Genomic DNA, 23009 nt, shown 5'->3' on the forward strand with positions numbered 1-23009 from the left:
GCGTCCGGCGACCGTCCGCCGCAGGTCCCGAGGGGCGTTGTCAGTGGCATGGTGCACGATGGACACGTCCGGTGATCATCAGGGGAAGGGGCCAGGATGCCGATCACGAACGAGCAGGTGGCGGGGTACGCGTTTCTCAAGGCGCTGTACGAGGACGGGTATTACCCGGACCATGTGGTCGACAAGGGGCGGGCGATCCTGCTGAGGCTCTGCGAGCGGATCGAGGCGGAGCGGCCGACCGATCTGACCGCGCTGTACGCGCTCACGGAGGTGGCCACGGAGGAGTTCAACGAGCTGGAGGCCGACTTCGACGAGGCCGGGAGCGAGATCGAGACCGTAGCCCGGGAGGAGATCGCCGAGAACTTCTGGTTCGTCGCCACGGCGTACGGCTTCGCGGACGCCGACGTGGAGGAGCTGATCGCCGCCCGCGAATGGTGACGGGCCTTCACGGGCCCTTACGGGGTCGGCCTTCAGGGGCCCTTTCGGGACAGGCCCTCACGGGACCGGGCCTCACCGGTCCGACACCGGTGAGCAGGAGCGTCGACTCTTCCGGGCGCGGACCGAATCCTTTCGGTGGGGCGGTGCCTCCTATACATGTGCCGACGAACGTCGGGACCTGACGAGGAGGTCTTCATGATCATAGGTATCGCCGTCGCGGTCGGAGCGGTGCTGCTCTGCACGTGCAGCTACGTCGCCATCCGCAAGTGGAAGCAAGCCCGTGGCTGACCCGTCCTGGCCCGGTGAGCAGCTGATCGTCGCCGCCCAGCGCGGTGACGTCGACTCGCTCACCGCGTTGGTGTCGGGTTCGCACCCGAACGTGCGGCGATTCGCCCGCTCGCTCTGCGCCACGCCCGAGGACGCCGAGGACGCGGCACAGGAAGCCCTGATCATCCTCTATCGCAAGATCGGGATGCTCCGGGCGTCCGGCGCCCTGGCGTCGTGGATGTTCCGCATCGTCCGCAACGAGTGCCTGCGGCGCGCGCGGACGCTGCGGGCCCACGCTCCCCTGCCGGACGTCCCTCTGCCGGATGGCGCCGAACGCTCGGCCGAGGACGTGGTTCTGGAGCGCATCGAGGCGGGCAGGGTGGCGGCCGCCGTCGCCGCTCTGCCGGCGGAGCAGCGCCGCGTGCTGATCATGCGGGACATCCAGGGCTACAGCGGACGCATGGTCGCCGATGCGCTCGGCCTCAGCACCGCCGCGATGAAGTCGCGTCTGCACCGCGCCCGCACCTCGGTCCAGCGGTCCCTCCTTGCCCCACCCGAACCCGCGTCTGGAGACAGCCATGACGACGACAAATTCCGACGGTCCTGACTTCGCGAGTACGTCCTTGCCCCGCCACCTGGTCCGGGGCGTCATCGGCTTCGGCAGTCTGATCGGCGCGTTCGCGCTGATCCCGGTCCTCGGCCCGGTCAGCCTGCTGCTCCTGCCGGTCGGCGTCCTGGCGCTCCGCGGCTGCCCGATGTGCTGGGCCATCGGCCTGATGCAGACCGTCTCGCGGGGGCGCCTGCAGCGCAGCTGCGAGGGCGGCAGCTGCAAGCTGACCCTCGCGGACCGGGACCACCAGGAGCGGCCGACCGCGCCGGTCCCGCTGTAGTGGAGCCGTGGGGCGGGTGGTGTCGGCCGTGGCTCGGGAGGCCACGGCCGACACGGACGGCTCGCTGGACCGGTGCTCAGGCCGCGCGTCGGGCCCTACGTGGGCCGGTGCTGAGGCCCGGCCCGGTGCTCAGGCCGGCGTGGTCGCCGGCTGCGGTGTGGCGCGGCTGATGATCGACGCCGTGTCCAGGCCGGGCGGCAGGGTGCCGAACGCGATGCCCCAGTCGCTGTCCAGGCGGGAGGCGCAGAAGGCGTCGGCCACCGCAGGGTGGCCGTGGCGGACCAGCAGCGAGCCCTGGAGAACCAGCGCCATGCGCTCGACGAGCCGCCGCGCCCGGTACTGCAGGGCCGCCGGGTCGTCGCCGAGGTCGCCGAGATCCTTCCGCAGCCGGGCCGTCGCCGCGTCAAGTCGGTGGTCGGCGCCCGAGGCTCGGTCGATCTCCGCGAAGAACGCCTCGACCGCCTGCGGCTGCCGCCCCATCGCGCGCAGCACGTCGAGGGCGGCCACATTGCCCGAGCCCTCCCAGATCGAGGGCAGCGGGGACTCGCGGTACAGCCGGGGGAGCCCCGAGTCCTCGACGTACCCGTTGCCGCCCAGGCACTCCAGCGCCTCGGCCGCGTGCGCGGGAGCCCGCTTGCACACCCAGTACTTGGTCACCGCGAGACCGATCCGGCGCAGCAACTCCTCGTCCGCGTCGCCCGCGGCCGCCCGGTCGACCGCTCCGGCGAGCCGCAGGCCCGCGACGGTCGCCGCCTCCGCCTCCACCGCGAGGTCGGCGAGGACGTTGGTCATCAGCGGCTGGTCGATCAGCCGCGCCCCGAACGCGCTGCGGTGCGTGGCGTGGTGCACCGCCTGGACGAGCCCCTGACGCATCCCGGACGCCGAACTGACCGCGCAGTCGAGCCGGGTCATGTTCACCATCCGGATGATGGTCGCCACCCCACGGCCCTCCTCGCCGACGAGACGGCCGAGCGCGCCCTCGTACTCGATCTCGGACGAGGCGTTGGAACGGTTGCCGAGCTTGTCCTTCAGCCGCTGCAGCCGGATCGCGTTCCGCGTGCCGTCGGGCAGCACCCGGGGCACGAGGAAGCAGGAGAGTCCGCCGGGCGCCTGGGCCAGGGTGAGGAAGACGTCCGACATCGGCGCGGACGTGAACCACTTGTGGCCGGTGAGCGCGTAGAAGCCGTCCTCGCCGGTCGGCACCGCCCGCGTCGTGTTCGCGCGGACGTCCGAACCGCCCTGCTTCTCGGTCATCGACATCCCGGCGATGATGCCGCGCTTCGACGTCGGCTCCCGCAGCCCGAAGTCGTAGACGGGGGAGGAGAGCAGCGGTTCGTACACCTCGGCGAGTCCGGGCTCGGCGCGCAGGGCGGGCACCGCCGCGTACGTCATCGAGATCGGGCACAGGTGCCCGGGGTCGGCCTGCCCCCACACGAAGACCTTCGCCGCCCGCGCCACGTGAGCGCCCGGCCGCTCGTCGCGCCACGGCGCCCCGTGCAGTCCGTGCCGTACGGCGACGGTCATCAGCTCGTGCCAGTACGGGTGGAACTCGACCTCGTCGACGCGGTGGCCGTACCGGTCGTGCGTGTGCAGCACCGGGGAGTGCCGCTCGGCCAGCCGTCCCCACTCCTGGGCCTCTTCGCCGCCGGCCCGCACCCCGAGTTCGCGTACCTCGGCCTCGGCCCAGCCCGCGCCCTCGCGGCGCAGCCCTTCCAGGAGGGCCGGGTCGGCCGACACGTCGTAGCCGCTCAGCGGCGGGACTTGGTTGGTGACCTCATGCGTGTGCGGCATCGGGAACTCCCAGGGCTCTCAGAGTGAAGGTGACCAGGGCGGGTACGGTCTCGGGCCCCACCGTCCCCTCCGCCAGCGGTCCGACAAGCGCCTCCGCGCCCGCCCCGACCAGCGCGGACGCCGTCAACAGGGCGTCCTGCGGCGGAAGCTGACCGGACCGCACACCTTCGGCGATCCGCTCGGCGAACACATCGCGGAACGCCCGCCGGAAGACCAGCCGTTCGGCGTCCACGGCCGGATCCACCGGCTCGGCCAGCAGGGCGTAGGCGAGCCGGGGGGACTTCAGGGCGCGCTGGGCGAACGTCTCGATGACCGCGACGACCCGCTCGGCCGCCCCCGCGTGCTCGGGCCGGCCGGCCGCCTCGGCCACGGCCGCCACCTCGCGCGAGACCACGGTGCGGAAGAGCTCCACGGCCAGCTCGGCCTTGCTGGGGAAGTGACGGTAGACGCTGCCGGTCGCGATCCCGGCGCGGGCGGCGACGGCGGCCATCGTGCAGCCCGCGTACCCCTGCTCGGCGAGGAGCCGGAGCGCCGCGTCGACGACGGTGGCACGCCGGTCGTCGAGCCGGGCCTGAACGGCGGGGGTGCGTCGGTAGGGCATGGAAGAAGTGAAGCAGTGATTCAGTGCTTCAACAAGAGCCTGGCGAGACGCACTGCGCCCCCGGATCGTCCGATCCGGGGGCGCAGTGCGGAGTGACGCGTCAGCCGATGAAGATCTCGGTCAGCGACCAGATGGCGAGGGCCGCCATGCAGAGGCCGCCGATGCGCTGGACGGTCTTCAGCGGGACGCGTTTGGCGATGAAACGGCCCGCGATCAGCGCCAGGGCCGAGACGCTCATCAGCGCGGCGGCGGAGCCGATCGCCGTGGACCAGGTGCCGTTGGTGGCGGCGAGGTTGGCCGTGGTGATCTGCGTCAGGTCGCCCCACTCGCTGATGAAGACGGCCATGAACGCGGTCGAGTAGACCGGCCAGAAGCCGGTCACCGTCCTGCCGCCCGCCTCGTCCGTCTCGTCGTCGTCCCCGCCGCGCAGCAGCATGAACGCGCCGAAGCCGAACATCAGGGCCGAGACGAGCTTGACGGTCCAGTCGGGCAGCAGACCGATGAGGCTGCCGGCGCCCACGGCGATGGCCACGTGCACGAGGAACGCGGTCGAGGTGCCGAACCAGACGTACAGCGGTCGCATCCGCGTACCCATGGCGAGGGACGCGAACATCGTCTTGTCGGGAAGCTCGGCGAGGAAGATCAGTCCGAAGGCGGTGAGGATCGCCAAGGGATCGAGATGCATGGACCGGGGGCTCTCTGCTCGTTCCGGGCCCGGGATCCGCACGGCACCACGGTGGGCGACGGGAGAACCACTCGGCCCGGCATGACGGACCACGCCCACGGGACGCGGACATGGCGAATGCCTGGCCGAAGGTCTCGCCCGTCCGCGCTGTTCGCACGGACCCGGTCACCGGGAACCCGAGGGTTCCAGTGTGTCGACGACCGGTTCGCAGGGCTACTCCCCTTCGCTGTCGAACAGTGTAGCGGAGCCACTCGTCGATCTTGGTAGACACTGTCTACGACGCCTGGTAGACAGTGTCTATGACTGAGGAGACGCGGACGGAGACCGAGACCGGGCCGGCGGCCGAGCCGGAGGCCGGGCCGGAGGCCGGCCTGCGCGCGAGGCTGGTCGACGCCGGGATCGAGCTGGTGCACGCGGAAGGCGCGCAGGCGCTGTCCCTGCGGGAGATCGCCCGGCGCGCCGGGGTCTCCCACGGGGCGCCGCGCCGGTACTTCCCGACCCATCTCGACCTGCTGTCGGCCATCGCCCGCGAGGGCTTCGCGGAGCTCGCGGAACGGATCGCGGCCGCCGTGGGGGAGGAGGCGGAGGAACGTGAGGGCGCGCGTGCCCAGCTCGACGCCCTGGCCCGCGTCCATCTCGACTTCGCGCTGACCCGGCGAGGGATGTACGAGCTGATGTTCCGGCACGACCTGCTGGAGAGCGGCCGGCTCGGGCTGCGCGGCACGAGCCTGCCGCTCTTCGACCTGCTGGCCCGGCTCGTCGCCCGTGCCCGCCCCGGGTCCGGACCCGAACCGACCGTCGTCGCGGCCGCGCTCTGGGCGAACCTGCACGGCATCGCCCAGCTCCGGGCCTGGGGGAGCCTCCAGCTCGCCACGCGCACCGACGACGTCGAGCCGCTCGTGCGTGCCGTCCTCGACGCGCACCTCGGCCCCGTCGGGCGTGCACGGTGATACGCCAACGGCGGGCGACCCTCGCCTGCAGCGTCGTGGGCGCGGCCGTCGTGGCCCTCGACGGCACGCTCCTGACGCTCGCCCAGCCCACGCTCCAGCGCGATCTGGGCGCGGACTTCGGCCAGGTCCAATGGACCAGCACCGGGTATCTCGTCGCGGTGGCGAGCCTCCTCGTCTTCGCGGGCCGGCTGGGAGACGCGTACGGTCATCGGCGGCTCTTCGTCCTCGGCACGCTCGGCTTCGCCGCGACCTCGGCCGCGATCGCCCTCGCGCCGGGGATCGGTTGGGTGATCGCCCTGCGGGTCCTGCAGGGGGTGTGCGGGGCGCTCCTGCAACCGGCCACCCTGGGCATGCTCCGCGCGGCCTTCCCGCCCGACCGGCTGGCCATGCCGATCGCTCTCCGGATGAGCGCGATCGGCCTCGCGGCGGCGGTCGGCCCGCTCGTGGGCGGCGCCCTCGTGACGGCCTACGGCTGGCGCTCGGTCTTCGCCCTGACGGCCGTCCCGGCCCTGGCCATCGCCCTCCTGGCAGCCGCCACGCCGGCACGCCCGGCCGCGAAGGCCGATGCCGCATCGCGCGGTGCCGCGGAGCCGGATGTCGCGCCGCACGATGCCGCGGAGCGGGACCCCGCGCAGGCCGGGCCGCCGCAGCCCCGGACAGCCTCGGGCGCGTCGCCGCTCGACCTCCCCGGCGCCCTGCTGCTCGCCGTCACGCTCGCCTGCCTGGTCCATGTGCTCGTTGCCGTCCCGGAGTCGGGCTGGTCCACGGCGACCGGGCTCGCGGTGGGCGCCGCCGTCGCGGCCGGGGCGGTCCTCGTACGGCACGAATCGCGTGCCGCCCGCCCACTCCTGCCGCCCGCCCTCCTGCGGTCCCGGCCCGTCGTGGCGGGCCTCGCCACCCTGCTGGCCTCGTCGGCCGCCCTCTTCGGCACGCTGTTCGTGGCGACGTACTTCCTCCAGGACGTCCGCGGGCTCGACCCGCTGGCCAGCGGCCTGTGGGTGCTGCCCCTCGCCGTTCTGACGGTGCTCGGCGCGCCCGCCGCGGCCGTACTGCAACGCCGGTTCGGGCCCCGCCGCACGACGGCCGGGGGAGGCGCCCTGCTCGCCCTCGGCGTCGCTCTGCTGTCCCGGCTCGACGAGACGGCGACCGCTGCCCCGACCGGAGTCTGCTTCGCCCTGCTGGGCGCCGGTTTCGGCACGGTCATGGCCACCGCCACGGCCGTCGTCGTGCGCCGCGCCGCCGTGGCCGACGCCGGGGTCGCCGGCGGTCTCCAGCAGACCGTCATGAACATCGGCCCCGCGCTCGGCGTCGCCGTCGCGACCCTGCTGATGACGGTCACCGCGTCCTCGGGCTTCGTCCCCGCCATGGGCACCACGTTCCTGGTCCTGGCCGCCGTCGCCGCCCTCGGTGCCGTCGCGGCCCTCGGGCTGCCCGGACGCGCCGCGCCCGCGAGCGCCCCGGACGCGTCCGAACCCCGGCCCGAACCGTCGACCCGTGCGGTCTGACACGCCAGAGCGGGGGCGGCGCCGGGGTCGGGCCGCTCCCGCCTCGTACGATCACGAAATGCCCTCCGGTGATCCCCACGGCCCCCGCTGGAAGCGGTCGCGCACGCAGATCGGCATCGGCCGGGCGCTGCCGATCCTGGTCATGGTTCTGACGGTGTTCGCCGACCGCTTCTCCTCGAACGAGGAACGCTACGACCGGCTCCTTGCCGCCGCCCCCGCCCTCGCCGCCGTCACCTGGAGCGTCCGGGGCACCGTCATCATCGGTCTGGTCGCCATCGCGCTGGGCGTGCTGCTCGGAACGACCAGCGGCGATCCCTTCGTCCCCGACATCGCCGCGAACGAGGCGGCCCTCGGCGTGGTGACCGCGGCCGCCGCCTGGGTCAGCCGGGCCCGGCTGCGCTACGAGCGGGACCTGCGCGAACTCACCGCCGTCGCCGAGGTCGTCCAGCGCGTCGTGCTCCGCCCCCTCGCACCCCGGCTCGGTCCCGTCGACCTCCATCTGCTGTACGTCGCGGCCGCCGCCAAGGCCCGGATCGGCGGCGACTTCTACGAGGCCGTGCAGGTACCCGGAGCCGTACGCCTGATGCTCGGTGACGTCCAGGGCAAGGGGCTCGGCGCCGTGGAGACCGCCTCCGTCCTGCTCGGCTCCTTCCGCGCGGCCGTCAACGACGCCCCCGACCTGCCCGCCCTGGCCGACCGCCTGGAGGAGGGGCTCGGGCGCTACGGCGCCTGGGACCCCGACACGGACGCGGCCGAACGCTTCGCCACCGTCGTCCTCGTCGAGATCCCCGACGACGGGGCCGTCGCACGCATGCTCAGCTGCGGACACCCGGCACCCCTGCTCCAGCACGAGGGCCGGGTCGGGTTCGTCCCCTTCGCGGACCCGTCCCTGCCGATCAACCTGTCCGGCCTCCTCCACTCCCGCCACCGGGTCGAGGAGGTCGCGTTCGTGCCGGGGGACCGGCTGCTCCTGTACACCGACGGGGTGAGCGAGACCCGCGACCGGGCCGGCGTCTTCTACCCCCTGGAGGAGCGGATGGGCCAGTGGGCGGACGAGCCCGGCGAACGGATCCCCGCCCTCCTCCACGCCGAACTGGACGCCTACGGCGCCCACGGCCTCGACGACGACGTGGCCGCCATGCTCGTCGTACGCCGGGGCCCCGGCACCGGTCCTGACGCCGGGACGCCGGGCCCCTGAGCACGCCCGTCCTACTCCTCAGGAACCGACTCGTACAGCACCGTGTGGAAGCGGCCCGCCGCCTCCCGGCCGGTCGGATCCGCCCCCAGCGCCCGTACCGCCTCGACCGCGAAGCGCTGCTCGCCCGCGTCGGTGAACAGCCGCTGCGGATAGGTCCGCGAGGGGTCGCAGAAGGTCCGCAGACCGTGGGTGGCGAGACAGTCGGCGATCGGCCGGTACGAGACCGTCCGCAGGACGAACGCGCTCACCCGCAGCGGCCGCCCGGCCCACCCGAGGAGCGCGTCGAACGTGCGCCGGGTGAGATAGCTGCCGCCACCGGTCAACGTGATCAGGCCGACGTCGGCCATCGCGGCGCGCAGCCGAGGGCTCGGTTGCGCTCCCTCCTCCAGGTTCTCCGCGTACGCGTCGTCCAGGAGCCCGACCGCCCGCGCGTACCGCAGGGCGTTGTCCGCGACGTCGAGGCCGATGACCGGGGCCGCGTCCTCGCGGCGCCGTGACGCGTAGAACTCCTTGTCCCGTACGGCGAGTTCGGCCGAGGTCAGCTCGCTCACCGCAGGGTCGGTGTAGCGCGCGTACAACTCGGCCAGAGTGACGTCGTGGTTGAGCAGGGCCGCGTTGATCCCGTACGAGCAACACAGGTCGAGCACCGTACCGCCGCCCCGCTCGGCCGCCGCGCGCCGGAACGCGGCCCGGGCCTGCTGCGGGATCTCGTACTCCAGCGGCGCGAGGCGGCGGAAGTACGCGCGCGGGTCGGGCCGGTCGTAGATGTCCTCGAACCGCGTCTTGCCTCCCGGGGCGCCCGTGCCGCCCGTGCCGTCCGCCTCGCCAGTGCCGCCCGTGCCGTCCGCCTCGCCAGTGCCGCTCGTGCCGTCCCCCTCGCGCGCATCGCCCGCCCCGCCTCCGCCGGACCATCCCGTGTCTGACCGGCCTGTGCCGGACCACCCTGTCCCGGACTCGCTCATGCGTCCCGCCTCCCTCGAAGGCCCCAGGTGGGCATCGTGCGCGGATCGCGACCCGGCGCTCACGTCCTCATCGGGGGCGCACGGGCGCACCACCCGCACCGCGGTGCGGATTCCGGACGGTGCCCATGCCTCCAGGATGGTCCCGACATCGGCCAAGCGGCGAGGACGGCCGACGGCCACGCGCGCGTGGCCATGGGGGCCGCCCGTCCGAAACGTGTAAATCCGGGCAAGGCGTGTCGCTGACGACCGGTTCGGTGCCTCGTGCGCTGTTCCTGCGCTCTCTGGTGGCTCTGTCCGCAATGCGTTTGGCTGGGGCGGCCGTCCGCACAGCGGACACTTCGGCAGATCAGACGAGAGGAACGGGTGCACGTGCCCCAGGAGAATTCCTTCAGCCCGGAGAATTCCTTCAGCTCGTTCGACGGATCCGGCTTCGCCTCCGAGAGCCCGAGGATCGCTTCGGCGGAGATCGCCCAGCTCGCGGACGAGGGGGTGTGGGCCGCCGACGGATCGGTCCACCCCGTGGCCGCCCGGCTGGGCCAGGCCCTCGCCAACGCCGTCAGGAACGGGGAGGGCGCCGACCTCCTCCCCGGCGACCTCGGCGAGACCGTCCGCCAGGTGCGGGAACTGGCCGAACCCGGGTTCCCGCAGATCGTGACGGCCGACGGGTACAAGCTCTCCGCCTTCAGCCTCAAGCAGCGCGGCGAAGGCCCGCACCCCCTGGTCGTGGTCCCGGCCGGCTGGCACCCGTTCGGCTGGCCGCTCTTCATGTGGGCGTACCTCTCCCTCGCCCGCCGGGGGTACCACGTCCTCGCGTACACGCCCCGCGGCCTCGGATTCCCCTTCCTGCCCTCCACATCCGAGGGCTTCGTCGACGTCGCCGGCCCGAAGGATCGGGCCGACGGCTCCACCGTCATCGACCACGCCGTCGACCACCTCACGCCGAGCACCATCGGCTTCCTCGGCGAGTCGTACGGTTCGGGCATCAGCCAGCTGGTCGCCGCCCACGACGAGCGGGTCGACGCCGTCGTGGCGCTCAGCACCTGGGGCAACCTCGCCACCAGCCTGTACGACCACGGCACCCGGCACGTCCAGGCCGTTCAGGCGCTGCTGAGCCTCACCGGCGGCCCGGTCGAGGACAAGTTCGACGAGGAGAACCGCCGGATCCTCGCCGACTTCCTGGCCGACCGGAACATGGAGGACGTCGTCGACTGGGGAAACCGGCGCGCCCCCGAGTCGTACTTCCAAGACACCAACCGGAACGGCACCCCGACGTTCATCTCCAACACCTGGCACGAGGGGCTCTTCCCGGTCAACGAGCTCCTCACGACCTTCAACCTGCTCCGAGTGCCCAAGCGCCTCAACATGTGGATCGGCGACCACGCCGCCCCCGAAGGCCCCGGGCTCATCGGCCCGGTGGCCGACAACACGCCGCTGCGCGAGGCGTACGACTGGCTCGACCACCACCTCAAGGGCGAGCGGAACGGCGTGGACAGCTGGGACCGCGTCAGCAACCAGGTCATGTTCACCTACGTGACCGAACCGGTCCTCGACCCGGTGACCGGCGAGCCGACCGGCAAGAACAAGATCGTCGAACCGGCGCGGCGTGAGTCCGTCGCCGACTGGGCCGACGTGACCACGGGCACCGAACGATTCGCCCTCACCGGCGCCGGCGGACAGGGATCCGATGGCCGGCTCGCCCCGGAGGGCCGGGAGCCCGCTCAGGAGACCGGCTGGGAGCTCGGGTTCATCGCGGGCGTCGACACCGAGGCCACCGCCATGGACCAGCTCATGAAGACCGGCGAGGCCGAGTACGCGGGCAACCCCAAGATCTACGACACGCGGAAGGTCGACCGCGCCCACGCCGCCGTCTGGACGACCGAGCCGCTCGCCGAACCGCGCCGCGTCCGCGGCGTCCCGACGCTGCGCCTGACCGCCCGCTCGACCGCCACCTCCGCGAGCCTCTTCGCCCACCTCTTCGACGTCGCCGAGGACGACACGGCCCGGATCATCACCCACGAGCCGTTCAACCTCCACGGACTGACGCCCGATCAGGAGAACGCCGTCGAGTGGGAGCTGCAGGCCGCCGCGTACGACATCCCGGCCGGACACCGGCTGATGCTCGTCATCGACAGCAAGGACCCGCTGTACGGAGACGCCTCCGTCGCCTGGACGCAGACCGTCGTCAGCTCACCGGTGGGCGACCCCGCCCACCTCGAACTGCCGCTCGGCTGACGACCCACGCCCGGCCACCCGCACCGGGCTCCCGTACCAGGCCACCCGTACCAGGCCATCCGTACACAGCGAAGGAAGACACATGCAGGACGAGCACGAGCAGCAGGCCGACCCGACCCTCCTTCCCGTTCCCCCCGCCGTCGCGCTCAGCCGGATCGGCGCCCCGCAGGCGGCCTGGGAGCCGCTCCTCGCGGCCCTGCGTCCCGGCGCGCGGGCCGTCACCGGAGCCGCCACGGCAGGGCTCCCCGACGACCTGGCCGCCGACATCGCCGGCTTCACCCAGATCGCCGTCTGGGAGCGCGCCACGATCCGACGCGAGGACGGCGTCGTCCTGGACGGCGGCTTCTGGCGCCACCGCGACGGCAACCCCCGCCCCCTCGTCGTCATCCCCTCCGCCTGGGGCGCGCCCTGGCAGGCGTTCGCGATCCTCGCCTTCAAACTCTCCCTCCAGGGCTACGATGTCCTGGCCTACCAGCCGCGCGGCTTCTTCCGGTCCGGCGGATTCATCGGCGTCTGCGGCGAGGAGGACTGGCGCGACGCCTCCGCGGCGATCGACTGGGCCACCGCGCAGACGGGGTCGGCACCGACCAAGGTCGGCTTCTTCGGCGACTCCTACGGCGCCGGCATCAGCTGCATGGCCGCGGCGCACGACCCGCGCGTGGAGGCGGTGGTCGCGCTCAGCGGCTGGTCCGACCTGGCGGCCTGCATGTACGGGAACGACACGCGCCGCATCCGCGCCTTCCAGGCCCTCCTGGCGGCCACGAAGAACGAGGCCGGCGAGGCGATCGGCCACCTCGACCCGGCCACCCGCGCGCTCCTCGACGACTTCTTCGTCCACCGGAACATGGACGCGGTCACGGAGTGGGCGGCGGTGCGCTCACCCGTCACGTACGTCGACGCCATCAACGCCCGACGCGTCCCGATCCTCATCGGCGGGCACTGGCACGAGACGCTCTGCCCGGTCGAGCAGACGCTGGACATGTTCGAGCGACTCACCGGCCCCAAGCGGCTGCTGCTGTCCATCGGCGACCACAGCGGCGCCGAACTCCCAGGCCTCGCGGGCCTGCCGAACCGGGTCGTGGACGAGGGCTACCGCTGGCTCGCCCACCACCTCCTCGGCGAGGAGAACGGGGTCGACACCCTGCCGCAGGTCGCCAACGAGGTGATGTTCACGTACACCACCGTCCCGCTGCCGGTGCCCATCACCGTGCCGAACCTGCCGCCGATCTCCCGGCTCATCGTGCGGCCGGCGGAGGTGGAGGAGCGCAAGGCGTGGGCCGACGTCACCGGCTCCACCGAGCGCCTCCACCTCAAGCCGGCCACCAAGCCGGACCTCCTCCACCCGCAGGACGGGGAACTGTCCCAGGGCGTGGCGCCCAGCTGGGAGCGGCCGTTCACGGCCGGCGCGGACGCCGGCTTCACCGCGGCCGAGAACCCGGTGACGACCGGGGCGGCCGAGGTCTACGGAGCACCGGTGACGTACCGGACCCGCTGGTTCGAGCGGAAGAACGCGGCGATCTGGAAGACGCCCGTCCTGCCCGCGGTGAAGAGCGTCCGGGGCACCCCGCGGCTGCACCTCACCTTCACGCCGTCGGCGGTCTCGGCGACGCTCGTCGCGTACCTCTTCGACGTCAACCCGGTCCTCGGCACGGCAGAGATCATCACCCACCAGCCGAAGACCTTCCTCGACGTCATCCCGAACGAGCCGATCACCACCCACATCGACCTCCAGGCGGCGGCGTACGACATCCCGGCCGGTCACCGCCTGATGCTGGCGCTGACGAGCCGCGACCAGCTGTACGCGGACGCGAGCATCGACCGCACGGAGATCGCCGTGCACTCGACGGCGGAGAACCCGACGTATCTGGATCTGCCGCTGTCCTAGCGGGCTCGCACGTCCGGCGCGGGCTCCTCCGGCGCGGGTTCACACCTCCAGCGCGTGGCCCGTCGTCGCGTCCACGTGGTCGGGGACGTCGTCGTGACGGTCGCCGACCGTGAGGGTGCCCGTCGGCTCGAAGAGCAGCAGGGACGCGCCGGAGGGGGAGTACGGGCGGTGTTCCACGCCCTTGGGGACGGTGAAGGCCGAGCCCCGGGGGAGGGACACCGTCCGTTCCGTTCCGCTCTCGCGCAGCGAGATGTGCAGCTCGCCCTCGATCACTAGGAAGAACTCGTCCGTGTCGTCATGGACGTGCCACACGTGCTCGCCCGCGACCTTCGCCACGCGCACGTCGTAGTCGTTCACGCGCGTCAGGATGCGCGGGCTCCACAGATCCTCGAAGGAAGCGAACGCGGTGGCGAGGGCGATGGGGGCACGGGAAGCGCTGGTCACAGCGGGGTTCTGGCTCATGCGGCCATCCTGCTCCGGGTCCGTCCCCCGGTGTGAGTGCTAGAAATAGCATATGCCGCAAGGATCCTCGCACGACGGACTCCACCGCGTCGTCGTCATCGTCGACGCGAACTCCAACCCGTTCGAACTGGGCTGTGCCACCGAGGTCTTCGGCCTGCGCCGACCCGAGCTCGGACGCGACCTGTACGACTTCCGGCTCTGCTCGCCCGAGCCCCGCACGCTCATGCGCGACGGCTTCTTCACCCTCAGCGGCGTCGCCGGGCTCGACGCGGCCGAGACCGCCGACACGCTCATCGTCCCGAACCGCCCCGACGTCGAGGTACCCCGCCGCCCCGCCGTCCTCGACGCCGTCCGCCGCGCCCACGCGCGCGGTGCCCGCCTGATCGGCTTCTGCAGCGGCGCCTTCACCCTCGCCGAGGCCGGGGTGCTCGACGGTCGGCGCGCCACCGCCCACTGGCAGTGGGCCGACGCCTTCCGCGCCCGCTTCCCCTCCGTACGCCTCGAACCGGACGTCCTCTTCGTCGACGACGGGGACATCCTCACCGCCGCCGGCAGCGCCGCCGCCCTCGACCTCGGCCTGCACGTCGTCCGCCGCGACCACGGCGCCGAGGCCGCCAACGCGGTCAGCCGCCGACTCGTCTTCGCGGCCCACCGGGACGGCGGGCAACGGCAGTTCGTCGAGCGGCCGGTCCCCGAGATCCCCGACGAGTCCCTCGCCCCGCTCCTCGCCTGGGCGCAGGAACGCCTCGGCTCCCCGCTCACCGTCGCCGACCTGGCGGCCAGGGCGGCGGTCAGCCCCGCGACCCTGCACCGCCGCTTCCGCGCCCAGCTCGGCACCACCCCGCTCGCCTGGCTCACCGGTGAGCGGGTGACCCTCGCCTGCCGGCTCATCGAACGGGGCGAGACCCGCTTCGACGTCGTCGCCCGCGCCAGCGGCCTGGGCACCGCCGCCCATCTGCGCACCCTGATGAACCGCGAGACGGGACTCTCCCCGTCCGCCTACCGCCGACGCTTCGGCCCGACGGCGTCACCGACCGCCGCACCGGTCTCGGCGAGGCTCGTCTCCGTCCCCCCGGCCTCCTAGGAGCGGTACGGAGTGTTCTCCCGCGCCCACTGCGCGAGCGCCTGCGCACACTCCGCGACCGACTCCCGCCAGGTCTTCGCCGCGCCGTCGCCCGCCTCGTCGCTCACGTGCTTCACGATCCGGATCGGCACCCCGGCCAGACCGGCGGCGGTCGCGAGGGCGTAGCCCTCCATGTCGACCAGCGCGGCGCGGGCGGCGAGCCGGGCCCGGGCGGCCTCGTCCGAGATGAAGGCGTCACCGGTGGCCAGGGTCACGTCACCGCCGTCCGGCAGGACGATCGGCTCCCCGTACGTCTCGCCCGTCAGCGTCGCGAGCAGCTCACCGTCCAGGTCGTGCTGGATCACCGTGCCCACCACGTGAGTCCCCGTCCACCCCGGTCGCAGCGCCCCGGCGGTCCCCAGGTTGACGACACCGGACGGCCGCGGGCCGCGCCCCAGGACGGTCGCCAGCGAGGTCGCCGCGTTCACCTTGCCCATACCGGTCAGCAGGACCGGCAGATCCGTGTCGAGGAACTGTGCTTCCTCCTTGACGGCGAGGACGAGCAGGGGCCGGTCGGCCGTGATGTCTCCGATGAGTTCCATGCCGCCACGCTACCCGCCGGGACTTCCCGCCCGAGCCGAGAGACCATGGAGGTGTAGTCAAGAGCCGAGGAGCTCGTCATGGCAACCGGAACAGTGAAGTGGTTCAACGCCGAGAAGGGCTTCGGCTTCATCGAGCAGGACGGCGGAGGCCCGGACGTCTTCGTCCACTACTCGGCCATCGCCAGCACCGGCTACCGCGAACTCGCCGAGGGTCAGAAGGTGGCGTTCGACGTCGTGCAGGGCCCGAAGGGCCCCCAGGCCGAGAACGTCAGCCCCACCTGATCGACGAGAACGCCGTCACCTCGAACGCCGTAACGCAAACGCCGTCACTTCGAACGCCGTAACCCCGAACGCCCTCACCCCGGGCCTCGTCCCAGGAGGTCCGTAGGGACGTGCGGGCGAAGCTCTCGAACCGCCCGCTCCGGATCGGGGTCGGAGACGGCGAGCCGCCCGAAGGGCACGTCACCGCGCAGTTCGACGCAGACCACCGGCGTGCCCGCCTTCACCACGGCGAAGTCACGGCCGTCCGGCAGGACGCGGACGCCCACGCACAGCCGGTCGGGGATCCACAACCCCCGCCCGCGCCGCCCGCGCAGCGCCCGCCACCAGTCCGGTTCGACCCGTACCTCGCGCAGGGCGGTCAGCGGTACGCGTACGTTCCCGCGACGCGCGGCGAGTCTTTCGCGTACGGACAGCCGGACCACGATGTCGGTGCCGTCCACCGTCAGCCGTGCCATCGCGGCTCACCGCCCGTCCCGCTCGTCGTGCCCGTCCGTCCTGTGTCCATGCCTTCATGGTCGGACCGTGGGGGAGGAGCTGCCAGACGGGGTCAGCCCAGCGAGAGGCCGCGTTCCTCCAGGGCCTCCTGAAGGACGCGCAGCGCCTTCGGGCCCACGCCGTGCAGGGCGGCCAACTCTGCCCTGGGTACCCCGGCGAGCGTTTCGAGGGCGGTGTGTCCTGCGGCGGTCAGCGCCCGGGTGGCGGGGGCGCCGATCCGGTGCGGCAGGTCCGTGGCGGAGGAGGCGTCGCGCTCGGTCATGCCCGTGATCGTGCCACGACCGTGTTCCTCACACCGGCAGGAGGCGGCCGATCAGCTCACCGAGCTGCCGGGCGTTGCGGCAGGGGTACATGTCGACGAGCTCGGCGTACGCGAGCGCGACCGAGTCGCCCGTCGACCACAGCGCCGGCTGCTCGGGGTTGAGCCAGTGGACCCGTCGGGCCCGATCGGCTATCGCCTTCAGCGCCGGAAGGTTCGGGTCGCTCATGTTCGTACGGGCGTCGCCGAGGACGAAGACCGCGGTGCGCGGGCCGACGGCGTCGGCGTACCGCTCCGCGAACTCGCCCAGCGCCGTCCCGTAGTCGCTCTGCCCGTGCCAGCCGGTCAGTTCCGCCTCGTCGAGGATGCGCGCGCCGAGGCCGGCCGGATCCGCCGCGCCCCGCGCGATCAGGTCGGTCACCTCGTCGACCCGGTTGACGAAGGCGAACACCCGCACCTTGCTGAACTGGTCGTGCAGCGCCTGCACCAGGAGCATCGTGAAGTTCGCGAACCCCGCGACGGACCCCGACACGTCGCACAGCAGGACGAGTTCCGGGCGTACGGGTCGACGGCGCCGCAACACCGGCCGCATCGGTACGCCGCCGGTCGACAGGGAGCCGCGCAGCGTGCGCCGCAGATCGATCCGCCCGCGCGCGGCGCGTCGCCGCCGGGCCGCGAGACGGGTCGCGAGCTTGCGCGCGAGCGGCCGAACCGTCGTCCGCAGCTCGTCCAGCTGGGCCCGGCCCGCGAGCAGGAAGTCGACACTGTCCGGTGTGCCCGCCACCGCGCGCCGTGCGACCCGGTCCCGGCCCTGCCGCTCGGCGACCCGCCGCCGGGCCTCCGTCCGTACCCGTTCGCGGAAGGCTTCGATGCGCCGCCGGATCTCGTCGTCCGTCAGCCGATCGGTGAACGCCGATCCGTCACCGCCGCCCTTCCCCTCCCCGGCCCCGGCCCCCGCCGCGTCCCGGAGGATGGCCCGGACCCGGGCGAGCAGCGTCTCGGGGCGGAGCCGGGCGAGGGTCTGGTGCGAGGACCAGCCGTCCGAGCCCGGCGCGGAACCGTAGCCGCCGAGACCGCCCACCGCCTCGCCCGCGAGCCGCGTCAGCGCCGAGCCGTCGCCGGCGGCCAGGGCGGCGGCCAGCCGCTCCCGCAGCGCCGCCGTGTCGAACGCGCCCGCAGACTCGGACTCCTCGGAAGGATCCGCGTCCGGGTCGGCGGACGACAGCGGGAAGTACAGGTCGAAGACCCGGTCGAAGAGCGGCCGCTGCCCCGCCTTGTGGAGCAGCGTCGCCGCGAGCGCCTCCCGCGTCCGCTCCCGGTCGGTGAACCCCACCGCCTCCAGGGCGTGTCCGGCGTCCACGCTCTCGCCCGTACCGATCGACAGGCCGTGCGCCCGCAGCGCGTGCACCAGTCCGGTCAGCCGGTCCGTCACCCCGCCCGGCGGCGTGGTCACACCGCGTCCAGCTCGAGCTTGGCGGCCGCCTTCTGGATGTCGTCCCGATGCTTGAGGATCACGCCCAGGCTGTCGCGGACCACCGTCTCGTCCAGGGTGTCGGCGCCCAGCGCGAGCAGGGTCCGCGCCCAGTCGATGGTCTCCGCGACCGAGGGCGCCTTCCGCAGGTCCATCGCGCGCAGCGCGCCGACCACCCGGACGACCGACGTCGTCAGCGCCGCCCCGAGCCCCGGAACCTTGGTCGCGACGATCCTGCGCTCCAGCTCCTCCTCCGGGAAGTCGATGTGGAGGAAGAGACAGCGGCGGCGCAGGGCCTCGGACAGCTCGCGGCCCGCGTTGGAGGTGAGGACGACGAAGGGGCGCCGGGTCGCGGTGATGGTGCCCAGTTCGGGGACGGTGATCTGGAAGTCGCCGAGCACCTCCAGGAGGAGCCCCTCCACCTCGATGTCGGCCTTGTCCATCTCGTCGACGAGCAGCACGGTCGGCTCGGCGGAGCGGATGGCGGTGAGGAGGGGGCGGGGGAGCAGGAACTCCTCGCTGAAGATGTCGGTGCGCGTCTCGTCCCAGGACTCGTCGCGGCCCGCGGTGATCCGCAGCAACTGCTTGGCGTGGTTCCACTCGTACAGGGCCCGCGACTCGTCGACGCCTTCGTAGCACTGGAGCCGTACGAGCCGGGCGCCCGCGACCTCGGCGACGGCCTTCGCCAACTCGGTCTTGCCGACCCCGGCGGGGCCCTCCACGAGCAGCGGCTTGCCCAGTCGGTCGGCCAGGAAGACGGTGGTCGCGACGGCGGGCGAGGCCAGATAGCCGGTCGCGGCGAGCCGCTCCGCGACGTCGTCGACGGAGCTGAAGTACCCGGTCGTCATGTGTTGTTCCCCCCGGAGCCGCGAGATCCCGTACTGGCGGGTAGCCATGCGCGTACTCGATCAGCTCCCGCCCCGCTCCACAACCGCGAGGAACGTGAGTGCGGCCAAGCTCACGGGGGATTCGGTGAAGATCGGACGAGATCACCGTCGCGGCGTAGCGAGGGGGCGGAAGATCTGGCTACGGGGTCACGGAATGTGATGGACTCCTGGTCCGGCCGGTGCGGCGCGCGGGCGTGTCGCCCCGCTGGTCCAATGGATGTGTGCGCTGCTCGGGGTCCGTGGCGGCGGTGGAGGTGTCTTGTCGGAGAGAGCGGGGGAACAGGCCTCCCTGGTCGAGGAGCATGCGGCGGTCCTGGCCCGGCTGAGAGCCGCGACGGACGCGATCGAGGAGATCGGTTCACACCCCGACGAACAGGGCGTCTGTGAGGACCTGGCCCGGTTCCTCTGCCGACACGGGTACGAGGCGGTGGCGGTCGACGTCCGCCCCGAGGACGGGCCCGGCTGGGTACGTACCGCGGTGGCCGGAGACCCGAAGCTGATCGACCGGGTCGAGCCCGCGCACGAGGGCGGGGTCCCCCACGCGCACGCCGACGTGGCCCCCGGCGGTGTGCACGTCCAGGTGGTGTCGGCGCCCCTGGCGTTGCAGGGCCGCACCATCGGGTACGTGAGCGCCGTCAGCGCCCTGGCCGACCGCCTCGGCGAGCACGCGACGGCCACGGTCCGCGACGCGGCGCGGTTCGCCGCCGCCCACCTCGCCCACGCCCGCCGGCTCGCCGCCACCGAACGGACCGCCTTCCACCTCCAACAGGCCCTCGTGGCCGAGCCGGGCCGGCCGCACCCCAATCTGGAGGTCGCCGGACGCTACCTGCCGGTCGGCGCGAGAACGCTGGTGGGCGGCGACTGGTTCGAGAGCGTACGGCTCCACTTCGGCCGCAGCCTGCTCGTCGTCGGCGACGTGATGGGGCACGGCCTCGACGCGGCCGTCGACATGAACGCGTACCGCTCCGCGCTCCGCGACGTGGCCTCCACGGACCTGCCCCCGCACCGCGTGCTCCGCCAGCTCGACTCCGTCATCGCCGACGACGGCGGGCTGCGCCCCGCGACCTGCCTGCTCGTCCAGGTCGACCCCGCGCGCGGTTCGGCCACCTTCGCCAGCGCCGGCCACCTCCCGCCGGCGGTCTTCGCGGCGGACGGCTCCGCCGACCTCGTCGAACTCCCCGTCGGCCCGCCGCTGGGGACCGGCGTCGGCGGCTACGAACCCGTCACCCGCGCCCTCGCCCCCGCCGACACGCTCGTGCTCTTCACCGACGGCCTGGTCGAGCGGCGCGGCGAGGACATCGACGTCTCGCTCGCCCGGCTCTCCTCGCTCCGTGTGCGCCCCGGCTCCGACCCCGAAGAGCTCGTGGAGGAGGTCCTCCTGCGGCTCGACGCCCACCACGCCGAGGACGACGTCGCCGTCCTGGCCGCCCGGATCCGCGAACGCACCACGCCCCAGTGAAGGCGGGCCGATCGGCCGCCCGTCGGAGCCCCCAGGCGAACTCCGCGAACCGCACGAACGCGCATCAGCCGGTGAACGCCCAGTGAACCGGTGGACGGTCGGCGCGCGCCGGTCGCAGCCGGTGCGAACGCGCCACCACCCCCCGTCCCGCAAGGGGCTTTTGGGGCGTCGTACGCGCCCTGCGTCACCACGGGCGGGCCTGTTTCACGCCTGGGCGCGATTAATCTCGCAGGACGCTTGTGCAAGGCCCTCCGTCCCGGCACGCTCCTGGGTATGAACACCGCCCGGCACGCCAGTGAACGTCTGATGAGCTGGCCCTCGCTGGCCCCCGGCCGCGCCCAGTGCGGAGCCGAGCTCGGTCTGCACACCCCGACGCACGACATCGTCCACTTCCACGGCGAGCACGAGGCCGACGTCCACCTCACCCGCGCCATGATCGCGAAACTGCGCCCGGCGCTCCTCGGGTCGAGCGCCGTGCGCCTGCGCGCCGGCTCGGGCTGGGTGACGGTCCGGCTGGACATGGGCTCCGACATCGACCTGCTCGCGACCCTGGTGAGCGCCGCGCTGCAGGCCTCCACCGGCCGCCCGGACACGGCGCCGGACGGCTGCACCCGCTCCTGCCGCACCTACGCGCGGATCTGAGCCCCCGTCACTCCGTCGGGAACAGCATGCAGGTGCTCGTGGCATGCCCGAGGAGCCGGTCCGAGGAGTCGTACAGGCCTGCCTCGGCGAGCGCCGTGCGCCTGCCCCGGCTCATCACCGTGCCGATCGCGCGCACCTTGCCCGTGTCCACGGTGATAGGGCGCAGGAAGCGGGTCGACAGGTCCAGCGAGGTGTACGCCATGCCGCGCGGGAGCGTCGAGTGCACCGCGCACCCGGCGGCCGAGTCGAGGAGCGTCGCGTACACGCCCCCGTGCACGCTTCCGATCGGGTTGTAGTGCTGTTCGGCCGGTTCGAAGCCGAAGACCGCACGGCCGTCCTCGACCTCCTCCAGCGCGAAGCCCAGCAGCGACCCGAGCGGGGCGGGAGGCAGCCGCCCGGCCACGATCTCCCGCAGGAATTCAAGGCCCGCCATCGTCCCCGCCGCCTTCGCGGTGGCGGTGGCGTCCTCCCACTCGACCGTGCGTGACCGCTTCATGCCCACTCCACTCCACTCCACTCCTCGCCCTGAACCGACCTGGGAACCGACCTCGCCCCCGGCCCTGGAGCCGCCTTCGGAACCGGCCTCGGACCTGGCCTCGGAACCGACCCCGACCCCGACCCTGGACCTGAACTCGACCCTGAGCCTGACCCTGAACCTGAGGTTCAGACTCACCGTCCGCGCCGCGAACCGACGCGAAGATCGACGCTAGACCCCCCGTACCCCTCTGTCCACGACGACTCCCATCCCCCCGTTCGGCGGCATGGCGGAGGTGTCCTGCCGCCTGGGCGGGTACGTCCCGTGGCATGCCCCCCACTTCCGGTGCGCCCCACGACGGTGCCCCCGCAGAGCACGGCGACTGGTTCCAACGGCTCCACCGGTCCGTCCTCACGTCGGTCGTGGGGCTCGCCTGGAACCGGGGCCGCGAGGTGGAGCTCATGCACCGCGCGATGGGCTTCGCGGCGCTCAGCCTCCTCACCCTCGTCCCGCTGCTCATCGTCGTCGCCGCCGCCGACCTCGCCAGCGGCCAGGGCTTCGCCCGCTGGCTCATCCAGGGGCTCGGCGTCTCCGAGGTGTCGCAGGAGGAGGTCGAGATGCTCTTCGGCAAGCCGGGGGAGGCCCTGCAGCGCACCACCGCCTTCGGCCTCGCCGCCCTCGCCGCGTTCGGCGTCACCTTCGGATCGGCCGTCCAGACCGGTTACGAACGCGTCTGGGACCTGCCCACCGCCCGCTGGCACACCATGTGGCGCCACGTCGTCTGGCTCGCGGTCCTCGTCGCAGCCCTCCTCCTCTTCGTCACCGCCCCCGTCCCCGCCGAGTCCTCCACGGCCGTCACCTTCCTGGTCGCCGTCAGCGACGTCTTCGGCGCCTTCCTCTTCTTCTGGTGGTCGCAGCGCTTCCTCCTCTGCGGGCGGATCCGCTGGCGCGCGCTCGCCCCAGGGGCGCTGTGCACGGCCCTGGGGCTGTTCGGACTGCGGGTCTTCTCCCAGTTCGTCTTCTCCCCGCTGATCGCCTCCAACGCGGTCACCTACGGCCCCTTCGGCACGGTCCTCGTCCTGCAGTCCTGGCTCGTCGGCGTCGGCTTCGTGGTCTACGGCGCCGCCCTCGTCGGCCGCCTCATCCACGAGCACCTCGTCCGGCGCCACATCGACCGACTGCCGGCCGAACTCCCGGGCGACGACCTCCCCTGAGCCCCCAGGTCACCGGTCCTGTCGGTGCACGGCCGTCACCGTGACGACGGCGGCGACCAGCGCCCACGCCCCGTACACGAACCACGCCCAGCCGAGCGACCAGGGGAAGGGGACCTCGTACGGTCCGACCTGCACCAGCCGCAGCCAGGCGCGGCAGGGGAGCGTGTGGCCGACCACGGCCGACCGGTGCCGTTGGTCGGAGAAGACCGAGGGCAGCAGGAGCAGCACCACCACACTCGTGACGGGCCTGGTGACCCCGTGATCACACGACCGGGTGGACATGATCGTCGCGGA

The 23009-nt window shown here is 72.9% G+C and carries 25 protein-coding genes; 13 read left to right on the forward strand and 12 right to left on the reverse strand.

Annotated features, from left to right (window positions below):
• Positions 1–96 precede the first annotated feature (96 nt).
• The 3 genes from ACGFYP_RS28960 (at position 97) to ACGFYP_RS28970 (ending at position 1595) form a co-directional block, all read left to right on the forward strand.
• On the forward strand, positions 97–438 hold the full coding sequence (locus tag ACGFYP_RS28960; RefSeq protein WP_393499579.1) for a DUF5713 family protein: 342 nt from the start codon (positions 97–99) through the stop codon (positions 436–438).
• Between the two features lie 280 nt (positions 439–718).
• Positions 719–1312: an RNA polymerase sigma factor gene (locus ACGFYP_RS28965; protein ID WP_393499582.1), complete on the forward strand. Its 594-nt coding sequence runs from the start codon at positions 719–721 to the stop codon at positions 1310–1312.
• Positions 1284–1595 (forward strand): hypothetical protein, encoded by a 312-nt coding sequence (locus ACGFYP_RS28970; RefSeq protein WP_393499585.1) that lies wholly within the window; start codon positions 1284–1286, stop codon positions 1593–1595. The genes ACGFYP_RS28965 and ACGFYP_RS28970 overlap by 29 nt, the downstream gene beginning before the upstream one ends.
• A 129-nt stretch (positions 1596–1724) precedes the next feature.
• On the opposite strand, the gene ACGFYP_RS28975 is transcribed toward ACGFYP_RS28970, so the two are convergent.
• The 3 genes from ACGFYP_RS28975 to ACGFYP_RS28985 all read right to left on the reverse strand — a co-directional run bounded on the left by ACGFYP_RS28975 (position 1725) and on the right by ACGFYP_RS28985 (position 4672).
• Positions 1725–3386, reverse strand: coding sequence for an acyl-CoA dehydrogenase family protein (locus ACGFYP_RS28975; RefSeq protein ID WP_393499588.1), 1662 nt, complete (start codon positions 3384–3386; stop codon positions 1725–1727).
• Positions 3370–3987, reverse strand: a complete 618-nt coding sequence (locus ACGFYP_RS28980) for a TetR/AcrR family transcriptional regulator (RefSeq protein ID WP_393499592.1) — start codon at positions 3985–3987, stop codon at positions 3370–3372. Before ACGFYP_RS28980 ends, ACGFYP_RS28975 begins: the two co-directional genes overlap by 17 nt.
• Positions 3988–4087: 100 nt before the next feature.
• The gene (locus ACGFYP_RS28985; RefSeq protein WP_361955980.1) at positions 4088–4672 is read right to left on the reverse strand and encodes a TMEM165/GDT1 family protein; all 585 of its coding nucleotides are present in this window, start codon (positions 4670–4672) and stop codon (positions 4088–4090) included.
• Positions 4673–4971: 299 nt separating this feature from the next.
• On the opposite strand from ACGFYP_RS28985, the gene ACGFYP_RS28990 reads away from it, so the two are divergent.
• The 3 genes from ACGFYP_RS28990 to ACGFYP_RS29000 are packed head-to-tail and all read left to right on the forward strand — an operon-like array spanning position 4972 to position 8325.
• Entirely contained in the window at positions 4972–5622 is a 651-nt protein-coding gene (locus ACGFYP_RS28990; protein WP_393499596.1) for a TetR/AcrR family transcriptional regulator, read from the forward strand.
• A complete protein-coding gene (locus ACGFYP_RS28995) occupies positions 5619–7127 on the forward strand; it encodes an MFS transporter (protein WP_393499599.1) in 1509 nt (502 codons plus the stop codon). Before ACGFYP_RS28990 ends, ACGFYP_RS28995 begins: the two co-directional genes overlap by 4 nt.
• 58 nt (positions 7128–7185) lie before the next feature.
• Entirely contained in the window at positions 7186–8325 is a 1140-nt protein-coding gene (locus ACGFYP_RS29000; protein ID WP_393499602.1) for a PP2C family protein-serine/threonine phosphatase, read from the forward strand.
• Positions 8326–8336: 11 nt separating this feature from the next.
• Here the strand turns inward: ACGFYP_RS29000 and ACGFYP_RS29005 are convergent, their stop codons facing one another.
• On the reverse strand, positions 8337–9287 hold the full coding sequence (locus ACGFYP_RS29005; RefSeq protein WP_393499605.1) for a hypothetical protein: 951 nt from the start codon (positions 9285–9287) through the stop codon (positions 8337–8339).
• A gap of 369 nt (positions 9288–9656) precedes the next feature.
• Here ACGFYP_RS29005 and ACGFYP_RS29010 point away from each other — a divergent pair, with 369 nt between their 5' ends.
• Both ACGFYP_RS29010 and ACGFYP_RS29015 read left to right on the forward strand, forming a co-directional pair.
• Positions 9657–11519, forward strand: coding sequence for a CocE/NonD family hydrolase C-terminal non-catalytic domain-containing protein (locus tag ACGFYP_RS29010; RefSeq protein WP_393499608.1), 1863 nt, complete (start codon positions 9657–9659; stop codon positions 11517–11519).
• Between the two features lie 82 nt (positions 11520–11601).
• Positions 11602–13404, forward strand: coding sequence for an alpha/beta fold hydrolase (locus ACGFYP_RS29015; RefSeq protein WP_393499611.1), 1803 nt, complete (start codon positions 11602–11604; stop codon positions 13402–13404).
• Between the two features lie 39 nt (positions 13405–13443).
• Here the strand turns inward: ACGFYP_RS29015 and ACGFYP_RS29020 are convergent, their stop codons facing one another.
• On the reverse strand, positions 13444–13866 hold the full coding sequence (locus ACGFYP_RS29020) for a cupin domain-containing protein (protein WP_393499614.1): 423 nt from the start codon (positions 13864–13866) through the stop codon (positions 13444–13446).
• Positions 13867–13918: 52 nt separating this feature from the next.
• On the opposite strand from ACGFYP_RS29020, the gene ACGFYP_RS29025 reads away from it, so the two are divergent.
• Entirely contained in the window at positions 13919–14950 is a 1032-nt protein-coding gene (locus tag ACGFYP_RS29025; RefSeq protein ID WP_393499618.1) for a GlxA family transcriptional regulator, read from the forward strand.
• Here ACGFYP_RS29025 and ACGFYP_RS29030 read toward each other — a convergent pair.
• A complete protein-coding gene (locus ACGFYP_RS29030; RefSeq protein ID WP_393499620.1) occupies positions 14947–15531 on the reverse strand; it encodes a nucleosidase in 585 nt (194 codons plus the stop codon). The two genes, ACGFYP_RS29025 and ACGFYP_RS29030, sit on opposite strands and share 4 nt — an antisense overlap.
• Positions 15532–15609: 78 nt before the next feature.
• Between ACGFYP_RS29030 and ACGFYP_RS29035 the strand changes: the two genes are divergently transcribed.
• Positions 15610–15813 carry a cold-shock protein gene (locus ACGFYP_RS29035; RefSeq protein ID WP_361956000.1) on the forward strand — a complete coding sequence of 68 codons (204 nt, stop codon included), beginning with the start codon at positions 15610–15612 and terminating at the stop codon, positions 15811–15813.
• A gap of 74 nt (positions 15814–15887) precedes the next feature.
• Here ACGFYP_RS29035 and ACGFYP_RS29040 read toward each other — a convergent pair whose 3' ends face one another.
• From ACGFYP_RS29040 to ACGFYP_RS29055, 4 genes are all read right to left on the reverse strand, one after another.
• A complete protein-coding gene (locus tag ACGFYP_RS29040; RefSeq protein ID WP_393499624.1) occupies positions 15888–16268 on the reverse strand; it encodes a hypothetical protein in 381 nt (126 codons plus the stop codon).
• Between the two features lie 92 nt (positions 16269–16360).
• A complete protein-coding gene (locus tag ACGFYP_RS29045) occupies positions 16361–16570 on the reverse strand; it encodes a DNA-binding protein (RefSeq protein ID WP_393499627.1) in 210 nt (69 codons plus the stop codon).
• 28 nt (positions 16571–16598) lie between these two features.
• Positions 16599–18020: a VWA domain-containing protein gene (locus tag ACGFYP_RS29050; protein ID WP_393499630.1), complete on the reverse strand. Its 1422-nt coding sequence runs from the start codon at positions 18018–18020 to the stop codon at positions 16599–16601.
• Positions 18017–18886 (reverse strand): AAA family ATPase, encoded by an 870-nt coding sequence (locus tag ACGFYP_RS29055; protein ID WP_393499633.1) that lies wholly within the window; start codon positions 18884–18886, stop codon positions 18017–18019. Before ACGFYP_RS29055 ends, ACGFYP_RS29050 begins: the two co-directional genes overlap by 4 nt.
• A 298-nt stretch (positions 18887–19184) precedes the next feature.
• On the opposite strand from ACGFYP_RS29055, the gene ACGFYP_RS29060 reads away from it, so the two are divergent.
• Positions 19185–20384: a PP2C family protein-serine/threonine phosphatase gene (locus ACGFYP_RS29060; protein ID WP_393499636.1), complete on the forward strand. Its 1200-nt coding sequence runs from the start codon at positions 19185–19187 to the stop codon at positions 20382–20384.
• Positions 20385–20657: 273 nt separating this feature from the next.
• A complete protein-coding gene (locus ACGFYP_RS29065; protein ID WP_361956012.1) occupies positions 20658–21026 on the forward strand; it encodes a luciferase family protein in 369 nt (122 codons plus the stop codon).
• Positions 21027–21033: 7 nt separating this feature from the next.
• Here ACGFYP_RS29065 and ACGFYP_RS29070 read toward each other — a convergent pair whose 3' ends face one another.
• Entirely contained in the window at positions 21034–21522 is a 489-nt protein-coding gene (locus tag ACGFYP_RS29070; protein WP_393499641.1) for a PaaI family thioesterase, read from the reverse strand.
• 308 nt (positions 21523–21830) lie between these two features.
• Here ACGFYP_RS29070 and ACGFYP_RS29075 point away from each other — a divergent pair, with 308 nt between their 5' ends.
• A complete protein-coding gene (locus ACGFYP_RS29075; protein ID WP_361956016.1) occupies positions 21831–22715 on the forward strand; it encodes a YhjD/YihY/BrkB family envelope integrity protein in 885 nt (294 codons plus the stop codon).
• A 9-nt stretch (positions 22716–22724) separates the two neighbouring features.
• On the opposite strand, the gene ACGFYP_RS29080 is transcribed toward ACGFYP_RS29075, so the two are convergent.
• Entirely contained in the window at positions 22725–22949 is a 225-nt protein-coding gene (locus ACGFYP_RS29080) for a hypothetical protein (protein ID WP_393499644.1), read from the reverse strand.
• Positions 22950–23009: the final 60 nt, after the last annotated feature.

It is taken from the genome of Streptomyces sp. NPDC048370 (genome assembly GCF_043200825.1).
Taxonomy (GTDB): domain Bacteria; phylum Actinomycetota; class Actinomycetes; order Streptomycetales; family Streptomycetaceae; genus Streptomyces.

Coding starts and splice junctions, on each gene's coding strand:
- ACGFYP_RS28960 (WP_393499579.1), top strand. CDS start 97: ATGCCGATCACGAACGAGCAGGTGGCGGGGTACGCGTTTCTCAAGGCG.
- ACGFYP_RS28970 (WP_393499585.1), top strand. CDS start 1,284: ATGACGACGACAAATTCCGACGGTCCTGACTTCGCGAGTACGTCCTTG.
- ACGFYP_RS28975 (WP_393499588.1), bottom strand. CDS start 3,386: ATGCCGCACACGCATGAGGTCACCAACCAAGTCCCGCCGCTGAGCGGC.
- ACGFYP_RS28980 (WP_393499592.1), bottom strand. CDS start 3,987: ATGCCCTACCGACGCACCCCCGCCGTTCAGGCCCGGCTCGACGACCGG.
- ACGFYP_RS28985 (WP_361955980.1), bottom strand. CDS start 4,672: ATGCATCTCGATCCCTTGGCGATCCTCACCGCCTTCGGACTGATCTTC.
- ACGFYP_RS28990 (WP_393499596.1), top strand. CDS start 4,972: ATGACTGAGGAGACGCGGACGGAGACCGAGACCGGGCCGGCGGCCGAG.
- ACGFYP_RS29000 (WP_393499602.1), top strand. CDS start 7,186: ATGCCCTCCGGTGATCCCCACGGCCCCCGCTGGAAGCGGTCGCGCACG.
- ACGFYP_RS29005 (WP_393499605.1), bottom strand. CDS start 9,287: ATGAGCGAGTCCGGGACAGGGTGGTCCGGCACAGGCCGGTCAGACACG.
- ACGFYP_RS29015 (WP_393499611.1), top strand. CDS start 11,602: ATGCAGGACGAGCACGAGCAGCAGGCCGACCCGACCCTCCTTCCCGTT.
- ACGFYP_RS29020 (WP_393499614.1), bottom strand. CDS start 13,866: ATGAGCCAGAACCCCGCTGTGACCAGCGCTTCCCGTGCCCCCATCGCC.
- ACGFYP_RS29025 (WP_393499618.1), top strand. CDS start 13,919: ATGCCGCAAGGATCCTCGCACGACGGACTCCACCGCGTCGTCGTCATC.
- ACGFYP_RS29030 (WP_393499620.1), bottom strand. CDS start 15,531: ATGGAACTCATCGGAGACATCACGGCCGACCGGCCCCTGCTCGTCCTC.
- ACGFYP_RS29035 (WP_361956000.1), top strand. CDS start 15,610: ATGGCAACCGGAACAGTGAAGTGGTTCAACGCCGAGAAGGGCTTCGGC.
- ACGFYP_RS29040 (WP_393499624.1), bottom strand. CDS start 16,268: ATGGCACGGCTGACGGTGGACGGCACCGACATCGTGGTCCGGCTGTCC.
- ACGFYP_RS29045 (WP_393499627.1), bottom strand. CDS start 16,570: ATGACCGAGCGCGACGCCTCCTCCGCCACGGACCTGCCGCACCGGATC.
- ACGFYP_RS29055 (WP_393499633.1), bottom strand. CDS start 18,886: ATGACGACCGGGTACTTCAGCTCCGTCGACGACGTCGCGGAGCGGCTC.
- ACGFYP_RS29065 (WP_361956012.1), top strand. CDS start 20,658: ATGAACACCGCCCGGCACGCCAGTGAACGTCTGATGAGCTGGCCCTCG.
- ACGFYP_RS29070 (WP_393499641.1), bottom strand. CDS start 21,522: ATGAAGCGGTCACGCACGGTCGAGTGGGAGGACGCCACCGCCACCGCG.
- ACGFYP_RS29075 (WP_361956016.1), top strand. CDS start 21,831: ATGCCCCCCACTTCCGGTGCGCCCCACGACGGTGCCCCCGCAGAGCAC.